The sequence below is a fragment of the Methylobacterium sp. BE186 genome (assembly GCF_031457035.1).
GTDB classification, from domain to species: Bacteria; Pseudomonadota; Alphaproteobacteria; order Rhizobiales; family Beijerinckiaceae; genus Methylobacterium; species Methylobacterium segetis.
In genome coordinates this window covers 230698-248060 of record NZ_JAVDVV010000002.1, presented here as the reverse complement: position 1 = coordinate 248060, position 17363 = coordinate 230698, and the positions used below count along the sequence as shown (strand labels likewise).

At 72.3% G+C, this 17363-nt stretch carries 7 protein-coding genes; 5 read left to right on the top strand and 2 right to left on the bottom strand.

Annotation, left to right across the window (positions count from 1 at the left end; all coding sequences use genetic code 11):
• Positions 1-267 precede the first annotated feature (267 nt).
• Positions 268-483 (bottom strand): hypothetical protein, encoded by a 216-nt coding sequence (locus J2X36_RS03225; RefSeq protein WP_132256767.1) that lies wholly within the window; start codon positions 481-483, stop codon positions 268-270.
• Between the two features lie 252 nt (positions 484-735).
• On the opposite strand from J2X36_RS03225, the gene J2X36_RS03220 reads away from it, so the two are divergent.
• Positions 736-954: a hypothetical protein gene (locus J2X36_RS03220; protein ID WP_310346099.1), complete on the top strand. Its 219-nt coding sequence runs from the start codon at positions 736-738 to the stop codon at positions 952-954.
• A gap of 116 nt (positions 955-1070) precedes the next feature.
• Entirely contained in the window at positions 1071-12476 is an 11406-nt protein-coding gene (locus tag J2X36_RS03215) for an Ig-like domain-containing protein (RefSeq protein WP_310346097.1), read from the top strand.
• Here J2X36_RS03215 and J2X36_RS03210 read toward each other — a convergent pair.
• Complete coding sequence (locus J2X36_RS03210; RefSeq protein ID WP_310346095.1) at positions 12434-13480, bottom strand: tetratricopeptide repeat protein; 1047 nt, start codon at positions 13478-13480, stop codon at positions 12434-12436. The genes J2X36_RS03215 and J2X36_RS03210 overlap by 43 nt on opposite strands.
• A 258-nt stretch (positions 13481-13738) precedes the next feature.
• Between J2X36_RS03210 and J2X36_RS03205 the strand changes: the two genes are divergently transcribed.
• The 3 genes from J2X36_RS03205 to J2X36_RS03195 are packed head-to-tail and all read left to right on the top strand — an operon-like array spanning position 13739 to position 17358.
• A complete protein-coding gene (locus J2X36_RS03205) occupies positions 13739-15973 on the top strand; it encodes a TonB-dependent receptor domain-containing protein (RefSeq protein ID WP_310346091.1) in 2235 nt (744 codons plus the stop codon).
• A 12-nt stretch (positions 15974-15985) separates the two neighbouring features.
• On the top strand, positions 15986-16669 hold the full coding sequence (locus tag J2X36_RS03200; RefSeq protein ID WP_310346088.1) for a Fe2+-dependent dioxygenase: 684 nt from the start codon (positions 15986-15988) through the stop codon (positions 16667-16669).
• Positions 16666-17358, top strand: coding sequence for a PepSY-associated TM helix domain-containing protein (locus J2X36_RS03195; protein ID WP_310346086.1), 693 nt, complete (start codon positions 16666-16668; stop codon positions 17356-17358). Before J2X36_RS03200 ends, J2X36_RS03195 begins: the two co-directional genes overlap by 4 nt.
• Positions 17359-17363 lie beyond the last annotated feature (5 nt).

Genomic DNA, 17363 nt, shown 5'->3' with positions numbered 1-17363 from the left:
CCGCGGACACAACCCTAGATAGACGTACCGCCGCCCCCGTCAAGGTATTCCGCAACAGAGTTGGCCACGGAAAAGAGTTTTCCAGCGTCATATGCTTAATATCGACGCTGCATTTTCTTCGTCAAATTTTAGATAAAATTCGATTGTCTTGGCTTATAGCCTGAGCAGTCGCGGAGAGACGTTCCACACAAACGGCGGCCTTGCGGGCCTCGCGCCCGCGCCGCGCCTTGGGCCGGCGCCCTCGCGCCGGCCGCGCCCGGGAGCGGCCTACCAGGTGCTGCGCAGGTTGCGCGGGAGCGGCGCGGCCCGGCGAGGCCCGGCTTCCGCCCGGCTCCGCAGGGACGCGATCAGCCATGCCGCCGCGAGGCCGGAGACGCTGCCGCCGAACGGGGCGGCCGAGAGCGCGACGAGGGCGCCGTTGTCCCAGAGCATCGCCGACGTCAGGGGACCTCCGACGAGCGCCGCCATCATGATCGCGAACATGAGCAACCTCACTGTGACTGCCGTCCCATCGGACATAACCCGAGGCAGCACAGGACACAGACGAGATTTTGGAAAAACACTTTCCCGAATTGCCCGTCCTGACGAGGGCTGAGGGACGACTTGGAGCGCCAAGCAGATCCTTCCTCGAGGCCCGGATCTGCTGTGGTTAGACTTTCCCCGCACCGTGCTTTTCGCAGCGGGAACGCGGGTCGCCGCATTGCGGCGGCCCTGGCTGGCCTCAGCCGGACACAGATGTTTTCTGCCGCCGAGACAGGATTTTGTCATCATCCCGAATTTCGGCCCAGTCAAATTGTCGCAACGCCTGCCAGCGCCACATATTCTCAATACAAAATCTGGCAGCTTGACTGGCAGAAACTCGACTTTTGCTCTGATGGAAAAGTGCTTTCTGCAATCAATGCTTTCCATCATTTCATTGATGATCAGTTTAAGCCCGGCACGCGGACAGGTTGATCTGTCCGACACGGAAGCTCGCTGATCGGGCCGCCCGTCCGCGGATGCACTCGCAGCGCGAGCTCCCGAAGCTCCCGCCCCAGTCGTCAGCGTCGGTACGGAGCGTCGGTCCCCCCATGGCTACCATCAACCAGACCTTCGATGGGTTCGTCGGCACCTCTGGCAATCCCGTCACGATCGGTGGCTACACCTACGCGCTGCGGTCCAGCACTGGCGCATCGATCGGGACCCTGGCGGTCGAGAACGAGTTCAACGACGCGGTCCTCGACCTCTCGACCACGGCGGTCGGCTATCTCTCGATCGCGCAGGCCTCCGGCGGCGTCTTCGACCTCGACGCCCTCACGATCGACCGCGACATCTCTCTCTTCGGCAACACGCTGTTCGTCGGGTATCGCAACGGCGTCCAGGTCGCCTCGGCGGATTTCGGCAACATCCTCGGCGTCGGCGACCAGAGGATCCAGCTCGGCTCCGCCTTCGACAGCGTCACCGAGGTGCGCGTCTATTCCCGCAGCCTCGCCAACGTGAACCTGGGCGTCGGCTTCGCGATCGATGACGTCGTGACGAACGATACGACGGCGCCGGCCGCCCCGACGCTGAGCGCCGGCACCGCGGCCACGGCCGACAACACCCCGACCCTGACCGGCACCGCCGAGATCGGCTCCACGGTTCGGATCTTCAGCAACGGCACGCTGGTCGGCACCACGACGGCGGGGGCGACCGGCGCCTACTCCTTCACGCCGACGGTCGCCCTCGCCGACGGCACCTACAGCCTCACCGCCACGGCGACGGATGCCAGCGGCAATGCGAGCGCGGCCTCGGCGGCGATCAGCCTGCGGATCGACGCGACCGCCCCGCCGGCGCCCGTCTTCACGGCCGGCGGCGGCCTGACCAACGACAACACCCCGACGGTCTCCGGCACGGCCGAGGCCAACGCCACCGTCTCGGTCTTCAACGGCACCACCCTCGTCGGCACCACCACGGCGAATGCGAGCGGCGCCTGGAGCGTGACGAGCGGGACCCTCGGCGACGGCAGCTACAATCTCACTGCCACCGCCCGCGACGGCCTCGGCAACACCAGCGTCACCTCCGCACCGCTCGGCCTGCGGATCGACACGGCCGCCCCCGGGGCGCCGACCGTGACCGCGCCGAGCCTGACGAACAGCCCGACGCCGACCGTGACGGGCACGGCCGAGGCCGGCTCCACGGTGACGCTCTACAACGGCACGACGGTGATCGGCACCGGGACCGCGGCCGCGAACGGGACCTACACGATCACGCCGACGAGCCCGCTGCCCGCCGGCAATGCGAGCCTGACCGCCACCGCCACCGACGCGGCCGGCAACGTCAGCGGGCGTTCGAGCGGGACGAGCGTCACCGTCGATCTCACCGCGCCGACCGCCCCGACGCTGAGCGCCGGCACCGCGGCCACCGCCGACAACACGCCCACCCTAACGGGCACGGCCGAGGCCGGCGCCACCGTCACCATCCTCAGCAACGGCGCGGCGATCGGCACCACGACGGCGGGCGCGAACGGCGCCTATTCCTTCACGCCGACGGTCGCCCTCGCCGACGGCACCTACACCCTCACCGCGACGGCGCGGGACGCGGCCGGCAATCTCGGCCCCGCCTCGGGGGCGATCAGCCTCCGGGTCGACGCGACGGCCCCCGGGACGCCCGTCTTCCTCTCCGGCGGCGGCCTCACCAACGACTCGACCCCGACGGTGACCGGCACCGCCGAGGCCGGCGCGACCGTGACGATCTCCAATGGCGGGACCGTGCTCGGCACCGCGATCGCCGGCTCGAACGGGGTCTTCACCTTCACGCCCGAGACGCCGCTGACGGAGGGCGCCTATAACCTCACGGCGGTGGCCCGCGATGCGGTCGGCAACGCCTCGCCGGCCTCGGCGGCGCTGTCGCTCCAGCTCGACCTCACCGCGCCCCGCGTCCCGACGATCGCGCCGCTCGCGCCCACGAACGACAGCACCCCCACCATCACCGGCACGGCCGAGGCCGGCTCGGTCGTCACGATCTCGAACGGCGCGACGATCCTCGGCTCGACGACGGCGGCCGCGAACGGCACCTTCTCCTTCACGCCCGGCACCGCGCTGCCCGACGGCACCGCGAGCCTGACCGCCACCGCGCGCGACGCCGCCGGAAACCTCTCCGGCCCCTCCACTGCGGTGAGCGTCACGATCGACACCCTCGGTCCGGCGGCACCCGCGCTCGACCCGCTGGCGCCGACGAGCGACACCACGCCCACCATCACCGGCACCGCCGAGGCCGGCGCCACGGTGACGATCTCCAGCGGCACGACGGTGCTCGGCACCGCGACCGCCGACGCGAACGGCACCTTCACCTTCACCCCGACGACACCGCTGACGGACGGCACGCGCAGCCTCACGGCCACCGCGCGCGATCCCGCCGGCAATCTCTCGCCCGCCTCCCAGGCGGTCTCGCTGACGATCGACACCGCCGCACCCGCCGCCCCGGCCCTCGCCTCGATCCCGCTCACCAGCGACAGCACGCCCACCATCAGCGGCACCGCCGAGCCCGGCGCCACCGTCACGATCTCGGACGGCACGACCGTGCTCGGCACCGTCACCGCCGCCCCGAACGGCACGTTCAGCTTCACCCCGGCGAACCCGCTCACGGACGGCACCACCAGCCTCACCGCCACCGCGCGCGACGCCGCCGGCAACCTCTCGCCGGTCTCGGCCACCGCCAGCGTCACGGTCGACACCGCGGCACCCGCCGCGCCCGTGATCGCCCCGCTCGGGCCGACGAACGACACCACGCCCACCATCACCGGCACCGCCGAGGCCGGCACCACGGTGACCATCCTCAACAACGGCGCGGTCATCGGCACCGCGACGGCCGGGCCGGGCGGCACCTTCTCCTTCACGCCCGGCACCGCGCTGGCCGCCGGCACCGCCAACCTGACGGCCACCGCGCGCGATGCCGCCGGCAACCTCTCGCCCGTCTCGGCGACGGTCGGCGTCACGATCGACACGACCGCACCGACCGCGCCCGCGCTCGACCCGCTCGCGCCGACGAGCGACACCACGCCCACCATCACCGGCACCGCCGAGGCCGGCACCACGGTGACCATCCTCAGCAACGGCGCCGCCATCGGCACCGCGACGGCGGGCGCGAACGGCACGTTCAGCTTCACCCCGACGACTCCGCTGACGGACGGCACTCGCAGCCTCACGGCCACCGCGCGCGATCCCGCCGGCAACCTCTCGCCCGCCTCCCAGGCGGTCTCGCTGACGATCGACACCGCCGCACCCGCCGCCCCGGCCCTCGCCTCGATCCCGCTCACCAGCGACAGCACGCCCACCATCAGCGGCACCGCCGAGCCCGGCGCCACCGTCACGATCTCGGACGGCACGACCGTGCTCGGCACCGTCACCGCCGCCCCGAACGGCACGTTCAGCTTCACCCCGGCGAACCCGCTCACGGACGGCACCACCAGCCTCACCGCCACCGCGCGCGACGCCGCCGGCAACCTCTCGCCGGTCTCGGCCACCGCCAGCGTCACGGTCGACACCGCGGCGCCCGCCGCGCCCGTGATCACCCCGCTCGGCCCGACGAACGACACCACGCCCACCATCACCGGCACCGCCGAGGCCGGTGCCACGGTGACCATCCTCAACAACGGCGCGGTCATCGGCACCGCGACGGCCGGGCCGGGCGGCACCTTCACCTTCACGCCCGGCACCGCGCTGGCCGCTGGCACCGCCAACCTGACGGCCACCGCGCGCGACGCCGCCGGAAACCTCTCGCCCGTCTCGGCGACGGTCGGCGTCACGATCGACACGACCGCGCCGACCGCGCCCGCGCTCGACCCGCTCGCGCCGACGAGCGACACCACGCCCACCATCACCGGCACCGCCGAGGCCGGCACTACGGTGACCATCCTCAGCAACGGCGCCGCCATCGGCACCGCGACGGCCGGGCCGGACGGCGGCTTCAGCTTCACACCGACGACGCCGCTCGCTACCGGAACCGCGCAGATCACCGCGACGGCGCTCGATCTCGCGGGCAACGTCTCGCCCGCCTCCCAGGCGGTCTCGCTGACGATCGACACCGCCGCGCCCGGCGCCCCGGTGATCACGCCGCTCGGGCCGACCAGCGACAGCACGCCCACGATCAGCGGCACGGCCGAGGCCGGCGCCACCGTCACCGTGACGAGCGGCGGAGCCGTCATCGGCACGGCGGTCGCCGACGCGCAGGGCACGTTCAGCGTCACGCCGACGACCGCGCTGGCGGACGGGACCGCCCCGCTCGTCGCCACGGCGCGGGACGCGGCCGGCAACCTCTCGGCACCGTCCACGCCGGTGCCGCTGACGGTCGACACCGTGGCGCCGGGCACGCCGGCCATCAACGCGATCCCCCCGACGAACGACGCGACGCCGACCATCACCGGCAGGGCCGAGGCGGGTGCCTCGGTGACGGTGACGAGCGGCGGACTCGTGCTCGGCACCGTGACGGCCGACGCCAACGGCAACTTCACGATCGAGCCCGAGGTGCCGCTGCCGAACGGCACCTCCCCGCTGGTGGCGACGGCCCGCGACGCGGCCGGCAACCTCTCCGCGGCCTCCCCGACGGTGACGGTGACCGTGGACACCCGCGTGCCGGGTGCCCCGATCGTCAATTACCTCGCACCGACGAACGACGACACGCCGGTCATCACCGGCACGGCCGCGGCCGCCGGCGACCTCGTCACGATCAGCCTGAACGGCGCCGAGATCGGCCGCGGGACGGCCGGCCCGGGCGGCGTCTTCAACATCACGGTCACGGAACTGCCCGAGGGCGCGAGCACCCTCGCCGTCGTCGCGCGGGGCTCCACCGGCAACGTCTCGCCGACGGCGACCCTGGCGGTCCTCGTCGACACCATAGCCCCCGACGCACCGGCCCTCGTCGCCTTCTCGGCGCCGACCAACGACGCGAGCCCGATCATCCGCGGCACGGCGGAGGCCGGCGCCACGGTCACCATCAGCATCGGGACGAACCCGATCGGGACCGCGGTCGCCGACGCGAACGGAACCTTCTCCTTCACGCCGGCCACGGACCTGCCGCAGGGCCCGACATCCCTGACCGCGACGGCCCGCGACGTCGCGGGCAACGTGTCGGCCGCCTCGGCCCCGATCACGGTGCAGGTGGACCTGACGCCGCCCGGCCAGCCGACCATCGACCCGATCGCCCCGACGAACGACACCACGCCGACCATCACCGGCACGGCCGAGATCGGCTCGACCGTCACGCTCACGGCCGGCGGCCTCGTGCTCGGCAGCGCCGTGGCGGATGCGAACGGCGTCTACACGATCACGCCGAGCACTCCGCTCCAGACGGGTTCCGTCTCCATCACCGCGACCGCGCAGGATGGGGCCGGCAACGTCTCGGTGGCCTCCGCGCCGGTGACGGCCATCATCGATACCGCTCCGCCGCCGGTCCCGACCATCACGAACACGCCCGGTCCGATCGCGGACAATACGCCGACGATCACCGGCACGGCCGAGGCCAACGCGCTCGTCGCCATCAGCAGCAACGGCGCCCCCATCGGCACCGTGACCGCGGACGGCAACGGCAATTTCAGCTTCACCCCCGCGGCTCTCGGCGACGGCAGCTACACCTTCACCGCCACGGCGTGGGACGCGGCCGGCAACGCCTCGGGCGCCTCCGCCGCGGTCACGCTCGGCATCGACACGACGGCGCCGGGCGCGCCCGTGATCACCACGGCGGCGGGTCCGACGACCGACAGCACGCCCACCATCACCGGCACGGCCGAGGCCAACGCCGTCGTCACGATCAGCAGCAACGGCACGTCCGTCGGCACCGTGACCGCGGACGGCAACGGCAATTTCAGCTTCACCTCCGCCGCCCTCGGCGACGGCAGCTACACCTTCACCGCCACGGCGCGGGACGCGGCCGGCAACACCGGCCCGGCCTCGGCCGCTGTCGGCCTCATCGTCGACACCGGCGTGCCCCTGGCACCGAGCCTCGCCCCGGTTGCGGGGCCGACGAACGACAACACGCCGACGCTCACAGGCACGGCCGAGCCCAACGCGGTCGTCACGATCAGCAACAACGGCGCCCCGATCGGCACCGTGACCGCCGATGGCACAGGCAACTTCACGTTCACCCCCGCCGCCCTCGGTGACGGCAGCTACAGCCTGACCGCCACGGCCACGGATGCGGCCGGGCAGGTGAGCCCGGCTTCCGATGCGGTCAGCTTCGTGGTCGATACCGCCGCACCCGGCGTGCCCACGCTGACGAGCCCAGGCGGGCCGACCGCGAGTGCCACGCCCGCCATCACCGGCAACGGCGAGCTCGGCGCCACCGTGACGCTCTTCGATGGCACCAACGCCGTCGGCACCGCCACGGTCGGCCCGAACGGCACCTTCTCGGTCAGCCCGACGAACCCGCTGGGGCAGGGCACCCACAGCCTCACCGTCCAGCTCACGGACGCGGCCGGCAATGTCGGCGCGGCCTCCGCTCCGCTCAACGTCGTCGTCGACACGCTGCCCCCGGCCGCGCCCGTGATCACCACGGCAGCCGGCCCGACGAACGACAGCACGCCCACCATCACGGGCACGGCCGAGGCCAACGCTCTCGTCACGATCAGCAGCAACGGCGCCTCGGTCGGCACCGTGACCGCGGACGGCAACGGCAATTTCAGCTTCACCTCCGCCGCTCTCGGCGACGGCAGCTACAGCTTCACCGCCACGGCACGGGACGCGGCCGGCAACACCGGGCCGGCCTCGACCGCTCTCGGTCTCACCGTCGACACGGCAGCACCGGCCGCGCCGAGCCTCGCCCCGGTCCCCGGGCCGACGAACGACAACACGCCGACGCTCACAGGCACGGCCGCTCCGAACGCGGTCGTCACCATCAGCAACAACGGCGCCCCCATCGGCACCGTGACCGCCGATGGCACCGGCAACTTCAGCTTCACCCCCGCCGCCCTCGGCGACGGCAGCTACAGCCTCACCGCCACGGCACGCGACGCGGCCGGCAACACCGGCGTCGCCTCGGCCCCGGTCAGCTTCGTGGTCGATACCGCCGCACCCGACGTGCCCACGCTGACGAGCCCGGGCGGGCCGACCGCGAGCGCCACGCCCGCCATCACCGGCAACGGCGAGGTCGGCGCCACCGTGACGCTCTTCGACGGCACCAACGCCGTCGGCACCGCCACGGTCGGCCCGAACGGCACCTTCTCGGTCAGCCCGACGAGCCCGCTGGGGCAGGGCACCCACAGCCTCAGCGTCCAGCTCACGGACGCGGCCGGCAATGTCGGCGCGGCGTCCGCTCCGCTCAACGTCGTCGTCGACACGCTGCCCCCGGCCGCGCCCGTGATCACCACGGCGGCTGGCCCGACGGGCGACAGCACGCCCACCATCACCGGAACCGCGGAAGCGGGTGCCATGATCACCGTGTCGAATGCCAGTGGCGCCCTCGGCACCACCATGGCCGACGGCAACGGCGCTTGGTCCTTCACGCCCGGGAGCGCGTTGCCGGACGGCAGCTACACCTTCACCGCCACGGCGCGGGACGCGGCCGGCAACACCGGCCCGGCCTCGGCCGCTCTCGGCCTCACCGTCGACACCGGCGTGCCCCTGGCACCGAGCCTCGCCCCGGTCGCCGGGCCGACGAACGACAACACGCCGACGCTCACGGGCACGGCCGAGCCCAACGCGGTCGTCACGATCAGCAACAACGGCACGCCGCTCGGCACCGTGACCGCCGATGGCACCGGCAACTTCACGTTCACCCCCGCCACCCTCGGCGACGGCAGCTACAGCCTCACCGCCACGGCACGCGACGCGGCCGGCAACACCGGCGTCGCCTCGGCCCCGGTCAGCTTCGTGGTCGATACTGCCGCACCCGGCGTACCCACGCTGACGAGCCCGGGCGGGCCGACCGCGAGCACCACGCCCGCCATCACCGGCAATGGCGAGGCCGGCGCCACCGTGACGCTCCTCGACGGCACCAACGCCATCGGCACCGCCACGGTCGGCCCGAACGGCACCTTCTCGGTCAGCCCGACGAGCCCGCTGGCGGAGGGCGCGCACAGCCTCACCGTCCAGCTCACGGATGCGGCCGGCAATGTCGGCGCGGCCTCCGCACCGCTCAACGTCGTCGTCGACACCGCCATCGACACGGGGACGCCCGCCGCCCTCAGCGTGAACACGACCGCCGACGGCGTGCTCAACGCGGCCGAGGCGGCCGTGACCGGCTTCACCGTGGTCGGTCTCGACCCGGGCACGAGCGGCACGGCCCTCTTCACGGACGGCACCCGCACGGTCAGCGTCGCCGTCGGCGCGGACGGCACCTACAGCGCCAACCTGTCGGCCCTCAACGGGGCGGTGACCTCGAGCCTCGTCCTCGCGGACACGGCCGGCAACGGCGCCACCATCACGGGCCCGACGCTCAGCCTCGACACCGTGGCACCGGCCGGCACCGCCGCCGCCTCCGCCGCGGGCGGCCCCGCCGCCACGAGCTTCACGGTGACCGTGACCTTCCCCGAGACCGTCACCGGCCTCGGCGCCGAGGATTTCGTGCTCAGCGGCACGGGCGACTCGGCCGGCACGATCAGCGCGGTGGCGGGATCGGGCGGCAGCTACACGGTCACCGTCGCGAACGTGACGGGCAGCGGCACGCTCACGCTCTCGCTGGCGCCGGGCTCCGACATCGCGGATGCCGCGGGCAACCTCGCGAGCCTGATCCCGGCCTCGCGGGCCGTCGACGTCCCGGTCCCGGGGGAGCCGGCACGCACGGTGATCACCGGCTTCGGCGAGGATTCCGGCCTCGTCGGCGACGGCATCACCAACGATCCCGCGCCGGTGCTGACCGGCACCGGCATCGCGGGCGGAACGGTCTCGGTGAGCTACACCGACGCGGCCGGCCCGCACACGCTGACCGGCGCGATCGACCCGCAGGGCAATTGGAGCCTCGCGCTCCCGAGCCTCGCGGATGGCGGCTACAGCTTCACCGCGAGCGCGACTGGACCGAACGGCGAGACGGGCCGCGCCTCGGCGCCGCTCGCCCTCACCATCGACACGACGGCCGACGCCGCGCCGACCGTGACCCTCGTGGTGGCGGAGCCGGCCAGCGGCGCGCTGACGCCCCAGGAGGCGGCCGCGGCCGCCTTCACCCTCGCCGGGCTCGACGCCGGCTCCACCGCCACCGTGACCTTCACGGACGGCATCCGCAGCGTCGACGCCGTGGCGCAGGCCAACGGAACCTACACCGTCGACCTGTCGAGCTTCAGCGGCACCGTGACATCGACGGTCGTGATCACGGACGTGGCCGGCAACCGGGCGACCGGGAGCGGCAACGCCGTGGATGTCGACCAGGGCGGGGCGCAGCCCTCGGACCTCGTGACGCCGCTGATCGCGGGCATCGACGCCGATACCGGCACGCCGGGTGACGCGATCACCAGCGACACCTCGCCCTCCGTCACGGGTCTCGGCACGCCCGGCACCACGGTTGTGCTCCGCTACACCGATGCCGCCGGCCCGCACGACCTGACCGTGCCGGTCGCCTCGGACGGGAGCTGGCGGGTCGACCTGCCGACGCTGCCCGACGGCACCTACGACGTGGTCGCCACCGGCCGCGACGCGGCGGGCAACGTCTCTGCGCCATCGCAGCCCCTGCGGGTGGTGATCGACACGGTGGCCGATGCCGGCGCACCGGTCGCCCTCGCCGTCGCTCCGCCCGCGGATAGCGTCGCGGGCGCGGCGGAGGCCGCCAACACGGCCTTCACGGTGAGCGGGCTCGACCCCGACGCCACCGCGGCGGTGACCTTCACGGACGGCACGCGCAGCGTCACCGTGCAGGCCGGGGCGGACGGGCGCTACACGGCGGACCTGTCGAGCCTCAACGGCACCGTCACGTCGAGCCTTGTCTCGACCGATGCGGCCGGCAATGTCGCGACGGCGAGCGGCCAGCCGATCGCGATCGACAGCGTGGCGCCGGCCGCGCCCACGGTCGACGGCACGAGCGGCGGCACCAGCGCCGATCCCTCGCCCGTCTTCACGGGCTCGGCCGAGCCCGGCAGCACGGTCACCGTCACCTACGGGACCCCGCAGGGACCCGCCACGGTGACGGGCACGACGGGCAGCGACGGCCGCTGGAGCGTCGAGGTGCCGCCGCTGCCCGACGGCACCTACACGTTCACGGTGGACGCCACCGATGCCCAGGGCAACCGCGGCGCCAGCGGGGCGCCCGTGGTTCTGACGATCGACGCGGTGCCGGACCCGGCCAACATTCCGCCCACCGGGGTCGTCGACAGCGCGCGGACCACGGCCCACGCCCTGGCGATCGCCGGCAACGTGCTCGCGAACGACCAGGACGTGAACACCGGTGACGTGCTGCGGGTGGCCGCGGTGCAGTTCGCGGGTGGCCTCGGCCACGCCGTCACGGGCGACGGCAGCGTCGAGGTCGTGGGCAATTTCGGCACGCTGCGGCTCGCCGCGGACGGCAGCTACAGCTACCAGGCGATCGGCGCGAACAGCCTGAATGCCGGCGCCACGGCGGTCGAGTCCTTCTACTACACGGTGAGCGACGGCCACGGCGGCTTCGCGCAGACGCGGCTCGACGTGACCGTAGTCGGCGAGGTGCCGCGGGCCGAGCAGAGCTTCGGCTTCGCGTTCACGGACGCCAAGGTCAGCCTCGACGGGGAGAAGCTCGTCCTGGTCGGGCCGGACGGCATCGTCCACGACGTCACGGGCATCGACACGCTGCGCTTCAGCGACGGCACGATCCAGAACAACGACAATTACCGCGTGGTGGACGACATCTACTACTACGCGAAGAATCTCGACGTCTGGCGTGCCCATGTCGACGCCGACGACCATTTCGCGACCTTCGGCTGGAAGGAGGGCCGGGACCCCAACGCCTATTTCCACACGGCGGAGTATCTCGCCGAGAATCCCGACGTGGCGGCGGCGGGCGTCAACCCGCTCAGCCACTACCTCGCCTACGGCGAGCGCGAGGGCCGCAGCCCGAGCGAGGGGTTCAGCGCGGAATCCTACCTCAAGCAGAACGGCGACGTGGCCCAGGCGAACCTGAACGCGCTTGCCCACTACTTCGCCTACGGCCAGGACGAGGGCCGCAGCGTGCTGGCCGGCGAGGGCCCCGGCAACGTCACCGGCGATTTCGACCCCGGCTACTACCTCGCCAACAACCGGGACGTCGCGGCCGCGACCCCGGCGGGCCGGGAAGCCGAGAGCTGGGCTCTCCAGCACTACCTCACCTACGGCGCGGGCGAGGGCCGGGATCCGAGCGCCTTCTTCGACACGACCTACTACCTCGCCCAGAACCCGGACGTGGCGGCGGCGGGCATCAACCCGCTGATCCACTACCAGGAATTCGGCTGGCGGGAGGGCCGCAACCCGAGCGAGGCGTTCGACACCAACGCCTACCTCGCCCAGAACCCGGACGTGGCCCAGGCTCAGATCGACCCGCTGGAGCACTACCTCCAGTACGGGATCCACGAGGGCCGTCTCCTGACCTGAGGCCGGCCCGGCCGCCCCGCCCGGACCCTCGTCCGGACGGGGAGGCGCGGGAGATCCCCGCTCCGGCGGGGGAGGGTGCCGCGCTGCGCCGTCAAGGCCCGGCGCAGGCAGAGCCAGGCCGCCACGGCGAGAGCGACTCGCATTGGCGCGCGGGCCGGGACGGCCGGTGGAGCGGCGGCGACGTCGGGCTCCGCGCGGGTGGGCTCGGCTCCGCCCTGGCCCAGCGCCCGGCGTGCCCGCCGAGCGATCCCCTCGAAGCCGGCGGGCCGCCCGCTGTCCAGGGCATCGGCGAGCGTGGCGAGGCAGTTCGGCGTCGCGGTGGCCAGCGCCGTCTCGAACCACGGCCCCGCCTCGTCCGGCCGCCCGCCCTCGGCGAGGAGAAGGCCGAGATTGAGCGCCCCCCAGCAATCGCCGCCCTCGGCCGCGCGCCGGTAGCAGGCCCGAGCGGCCGCCCGGTCGACGGGCGTGCCCCAGCCCTCCTCGTGGCAGCGACCGAGCAGGCCGATCGCCTTGGCGTGGCCCGTGGCGGCGGCGGCCGCGAAGTGCCGGGCCGCCTCCGCATGGTCGCGCCGCACGCCGGTGCCGTAGAGGAGGAGGCAGCCGACATTGTACTGCGCCCAGGCGAGGCCGCCCGCGGCCGCCCGCCGGTAATGGCGCAGGGCCTCGGCCTGATCGACCGGCACGCCCCAGCCGAGCTCGTGGCAGCGCCCGACCATGTTGCGGGCCTCCAGGCTGCCGATGGCGGCCGCGCGCGCGAACCACTCGTAGGCGGCGCCCGCGTCGCACGGCACGCCCGTCCCGTCGAGATGCATCTGGCCGAGCACGAGCTGCGCCGCGCGGAATCCCTTGCCGGCCGCGAAGCGGATCCAGGACGCCGCCTCCTGCGGGCGTCGCGCGAACAGGGCCCGCCAATCGGCCTCCGAATGCCGGTGCAGATCCCAGACGTTCGGGGCCGCGCCGCCGATCCCGCTTCCCGCGCGGGCAGCTGATCCGGAAGGTGGCACGTCCGATCCCACGCCCGAGCCGTCGATCCCGCGAGCGCACCCCGGCGGGCCGCATTCAGCGGCCGCAATACCATGCATCGCACAGATGAAAAGCATCGATTGCGTGTAATCGATCGCAGTTCAGAATGATTTCAAACTCGATTTAGAGCAAATCTAAAATGTTGCACTTGTGTATCTTCCGCTGAAAACCGCGGGATAACCGTTGCATCCGGCGGCAGAGTTTCACTATGGACGCTCATTCAGCGGAGAGTATCGGTGATGCGTGCCCAACTATCGATGAGGGACACGAGCGGATCGAATGCGGTCGGCCTCGGACTCGCGGCGACGCTCGGCGCCTTCGTGCCGTTCGACGCGGAGGCGCAGGACGTCGCCGCCGACCTGCCGCTCCTCAGCGTCGAGGGCTTCCGCCTGAGCGACCCCAACGTGCTGAACGAAGGCACCGGCCTCTCGCGGCTCCCCGGCCGCATCCAGGACACGCCGCAGGCGATCAGCGTCGTCCCGGGCGAGGTCATCCGGCAGCAGCAGGCGACCACCCTGGAGCAGGCCCTGCGCAACGTGCCGGGCATCACGGTCTCGGCGGGCGAGGGCAATGGCGGCCTCAACGGCGACCAGTTCCGCATCCGGGGCTTCCAGGCCAAGAACGACGTCTATCTCGACGGCCTGCGCGATTTCGGCGTCTACGCCCGCGACAGCTTCAACATCCAGGACGTGGTGGTCATCAAGGGCCCGGCCTCGGAGACGCTCGGCCTCGGCACCGCAGGCGGCGCCATCAACATCGTCTCGAAGCGGGCGGGGCTGACCGATTTCACGACGATCGACACGCTCGGCGGCAGCGGGCCGACGGCGCGGGGCACCTTCGACATCAACCGCCGCATCGACGAGACCACCGCGATCCGCCTCACCGGCATGGTCCATCGCCAGGACGTGCAGGACCGCGACCTCGTGAAATCCGACCGGGCCGGCTTCGCCGCCTCGCTCGGCTTCGGCCTCGGCACGGACACGACCTGGCACCTCAACTACTTCTACCAGCACAGCGAGCGCACGCCCGATTACGGCGTGCCGACCGTGCTGCGCCCGGGCGCCCGCAACGCCCTGCCGATCACCGAGTTCGGGCTGGCGCGCAACACCTCCTACGTGCGCACCAGCGACCGCGACGTCGCGGATGTCCACCTCCTCACCTCGCTGATGAAGTGGGAGGTCGCCCCCTGGCTGACCGTGACCAACGATTCCCGGCTCTCGTTCTACGACCGGAACTTCTCGACCACCGCCGCGATCTGCACCGGCACCTGCGTCACCGACTTCTTCGCGGGCCGCAATCCCTTCGTGACCTATAGCGCGGGCGGCGGCCAGACGTTCGGACAGGACGCCTGGGGCGCGCAGAACGTCACGACGGCCATCGCCAAGTTCCACACCGGCTTCCTGCGCCACGAGGTCGTGACCGGGCTCGACCTGTTCTACCAGGACGACGACCGCATCAACTACCAGGTGCTCGGAACGCGCCCGAACCAGCGCCTGCTGACCCCGCTCCACGATCAGGTCGGCTACTCGCTGGTGCCGAACCCTGCCAGCCGCCGCCTGACGCAAGGCGCCAATCTCGGCGCCTTCTTCAGCGACCGGGTCTGGCTGACCGAGCAATTCTCGATCCTGGGCGGCGTGCGCGTCGACCGCTTCGTCAGCAGCTACACCGCCACCAACGCGAACGCCGTCTTCACCCCCTCCGTGATCGCCCCCTCGACCGGGGTCAGCCCGAAGGTCAGCGGCATCTGGCAGCCGACCCCCGAGCAGACCTACTACGTCTCCTATTCGCGCGGCTTCTCCCCGCAGGGGCAGTACGTGGCGAACTCGACGGGCATCGAGATCCCGAACGCCGCCGCGCTGAAGCCCGAGGAGAGCGACCTCTACGAGGTCGGCGCCAAGGTCAGCGTGCTCGGCGGCCGCCTCGGCCTCGCCGCGGCGCTGTTCCGGATCGACAAGAGCAACAGCTTCGACATCGATCCCGTCACGGGCAACATCATCAACGGCGCCCTCGACGCGGGCGAGCGCCGCCGGGTCGACGGGTTCGAGGCCTCGATCACCGGCAAGCTCAGCGAGGAGTGGAACATCATCGCGGGCTACACCCACCTCGACGGGACGGTCCTGTCCGGCGTCAATGCGGGCCGGGTCGCGCCCTTCGTGCCCGCCAACGCCTTCACCCTCTGGACGACCTACGACCTGACGGCCCTCGGCCGCTCGTGGTGGAACCTGCCGGGGAAGGTCACGGTCGGCGGCGGAGTGACCTTCGACGACGGCTACTTCCCGGCGAGCGACAACATCGCCCGCATCCCCGGGACCTTCTCGCTCGATGGGCTGATCTCCTACGAGACCGACGCCTACCGGGTCGCCGTCAACGTCTACAACCTGACGGACGAGCTGAATTACGGTTCCGGCTTCTCGACCCGCGCCGTGCCCCTCTCGGGCCGGACGGTGCTGGTGAGCCTCGGCACCCGCTTCTGAGGGTCGGAAACCGTGCTCGTCCATGTGAAGAACGTGCTCTCGCCCGAGGAGGTCGCCCATATGCGCGGCCGGCTCGAGGGGGGAGAGTGGGTCGACGGGCGCGTCACGGCCGGCGCCCAGGCGGCGCGCGCCAAGCGCAACCTGCAGATCCCGGAGGATTCGGCTGTTGCCCGCGAACTCGGCGACCTGATCCTGCGGGCGCTGGGGCGGAGCCCGCTCTTCAACGCGGCGGCGCTGCCCCTGCGGGTGCTGCCGCCCCTCTTCAACCGCTACGATGTGGGCATGGGCTTCGGCGCCCATGTCGACGGGGCGATCCGGATGGTGCCCGGCGCCGGCATCCGGATGCGGGCCGACGTCTCGACGACCCTCTTCCTGACGGACCCCGCCGCGTACGACGGCGGCGAGCTCGTCATCGAGGACACGTTCGGCTCGCACGCCGTGAAGCTGCCGGCGGGCGACATGATCGTCTATCCCGCGACCTCGCTGCATCGGGTCGAGCCGATCACCCGGGGCTCGCGCTGGTCGGCGTTCTTCTGGTCGCAATCCCTGGTCAAGGACGACGGCGCCCGCGCCCTCCTCTACGACCTCGACCGCGGCATCACGGGCGTGCGCGGCGATCTCTCCGACGACAACCCCGCCGTGATCGCGCTCACCAGCACCTACCACAACCTCCTGCGCCGCTGGGCCGAGCTGTGAGGAGCGCGGGCCTCGCCACCAAGGCCGCCGCGGAGACCGCTCCGGAGAACGGGGCGGAGGAGGCGCGCCGCCGCGCGCGCGGCCGCCGGGCCTTCTGGCTGAAGCAGCTCTACGCCTGGCACTGGGTCTCCTCCGCCCTCTGCCTCGTCGGCATGCTGCTCTTCACGGTGACGGGCTTCACGCTCAACCATGCCGGCCGCTTCGAGGCGCGCGCCGCGGTGGAGAGCCGGGATGCCGTGCTGCCCCGGGACCTGCGCGAAGCGCTGGCGGCCCTGCCGGCGACCGGCCGCGCCGCCCTGCCGGGTCCCCTGGCGGACTGGCTGAAGGGCGCGCTCGGCGTGGCGGCCGCGGGTCGCGAGGCCGAGCTCTCCCGCAGCGAGGTGCTGCTCTCCCTGCCGCGGCCCGGGGGCGACGGCTTCGTCAGCATCGGCCGGAGCGACGGCGCCGTCCTCTACGAGCGGAGCAGCCGCGGCTGGATCTCCTACCTCAACGACCTCCACAAGGGCCGCAACGCGGGGGCCGCCTGGAGCCTGTTCATCGACCTGTTCGCGGGCGCCTGCCTGATCTTCTGCCTGACGGGGCTGATCCTGCTGCACTTCCACGCCGGGCGGCGCCCCGCCACGTGGCCCGTGGTCGGGGTCGGCCTCGCCCTACCGCTCGGCCTCGCCCTCCTGTTCATCCACGCCTGAAAGGC

Coding starts and splice junctions, on each gene's coding strand:
- J2X36_RS03225 (WP_132256767.1), bottom strand. CDS start 483: ATGTTCGCGATCATGATGGCGGCGCTCGTCGGAGGTCCCCTGACGTCG.
- J2X36_RS03220 (WP_310346099.1), top strand. CDS start 736: ATGTTTTCTGCCGCCGAGACAGGATTTTGTCATCATCCCGAATTTCGG.
- J2X36_RS03215 (WP_310346097.1), top strand. CDS start 1,071: ATGGCTACCATCAACCAGACCTTCGATGGGTTCGTCGGCACCTCTGGC.
- J2X36_RS03205 (WP_310346091.1), top strand. CDS start 13,739: ATGCGTGCCCAACTATCGATGAGGGACACGAGCGGATCGAATGCGGTC.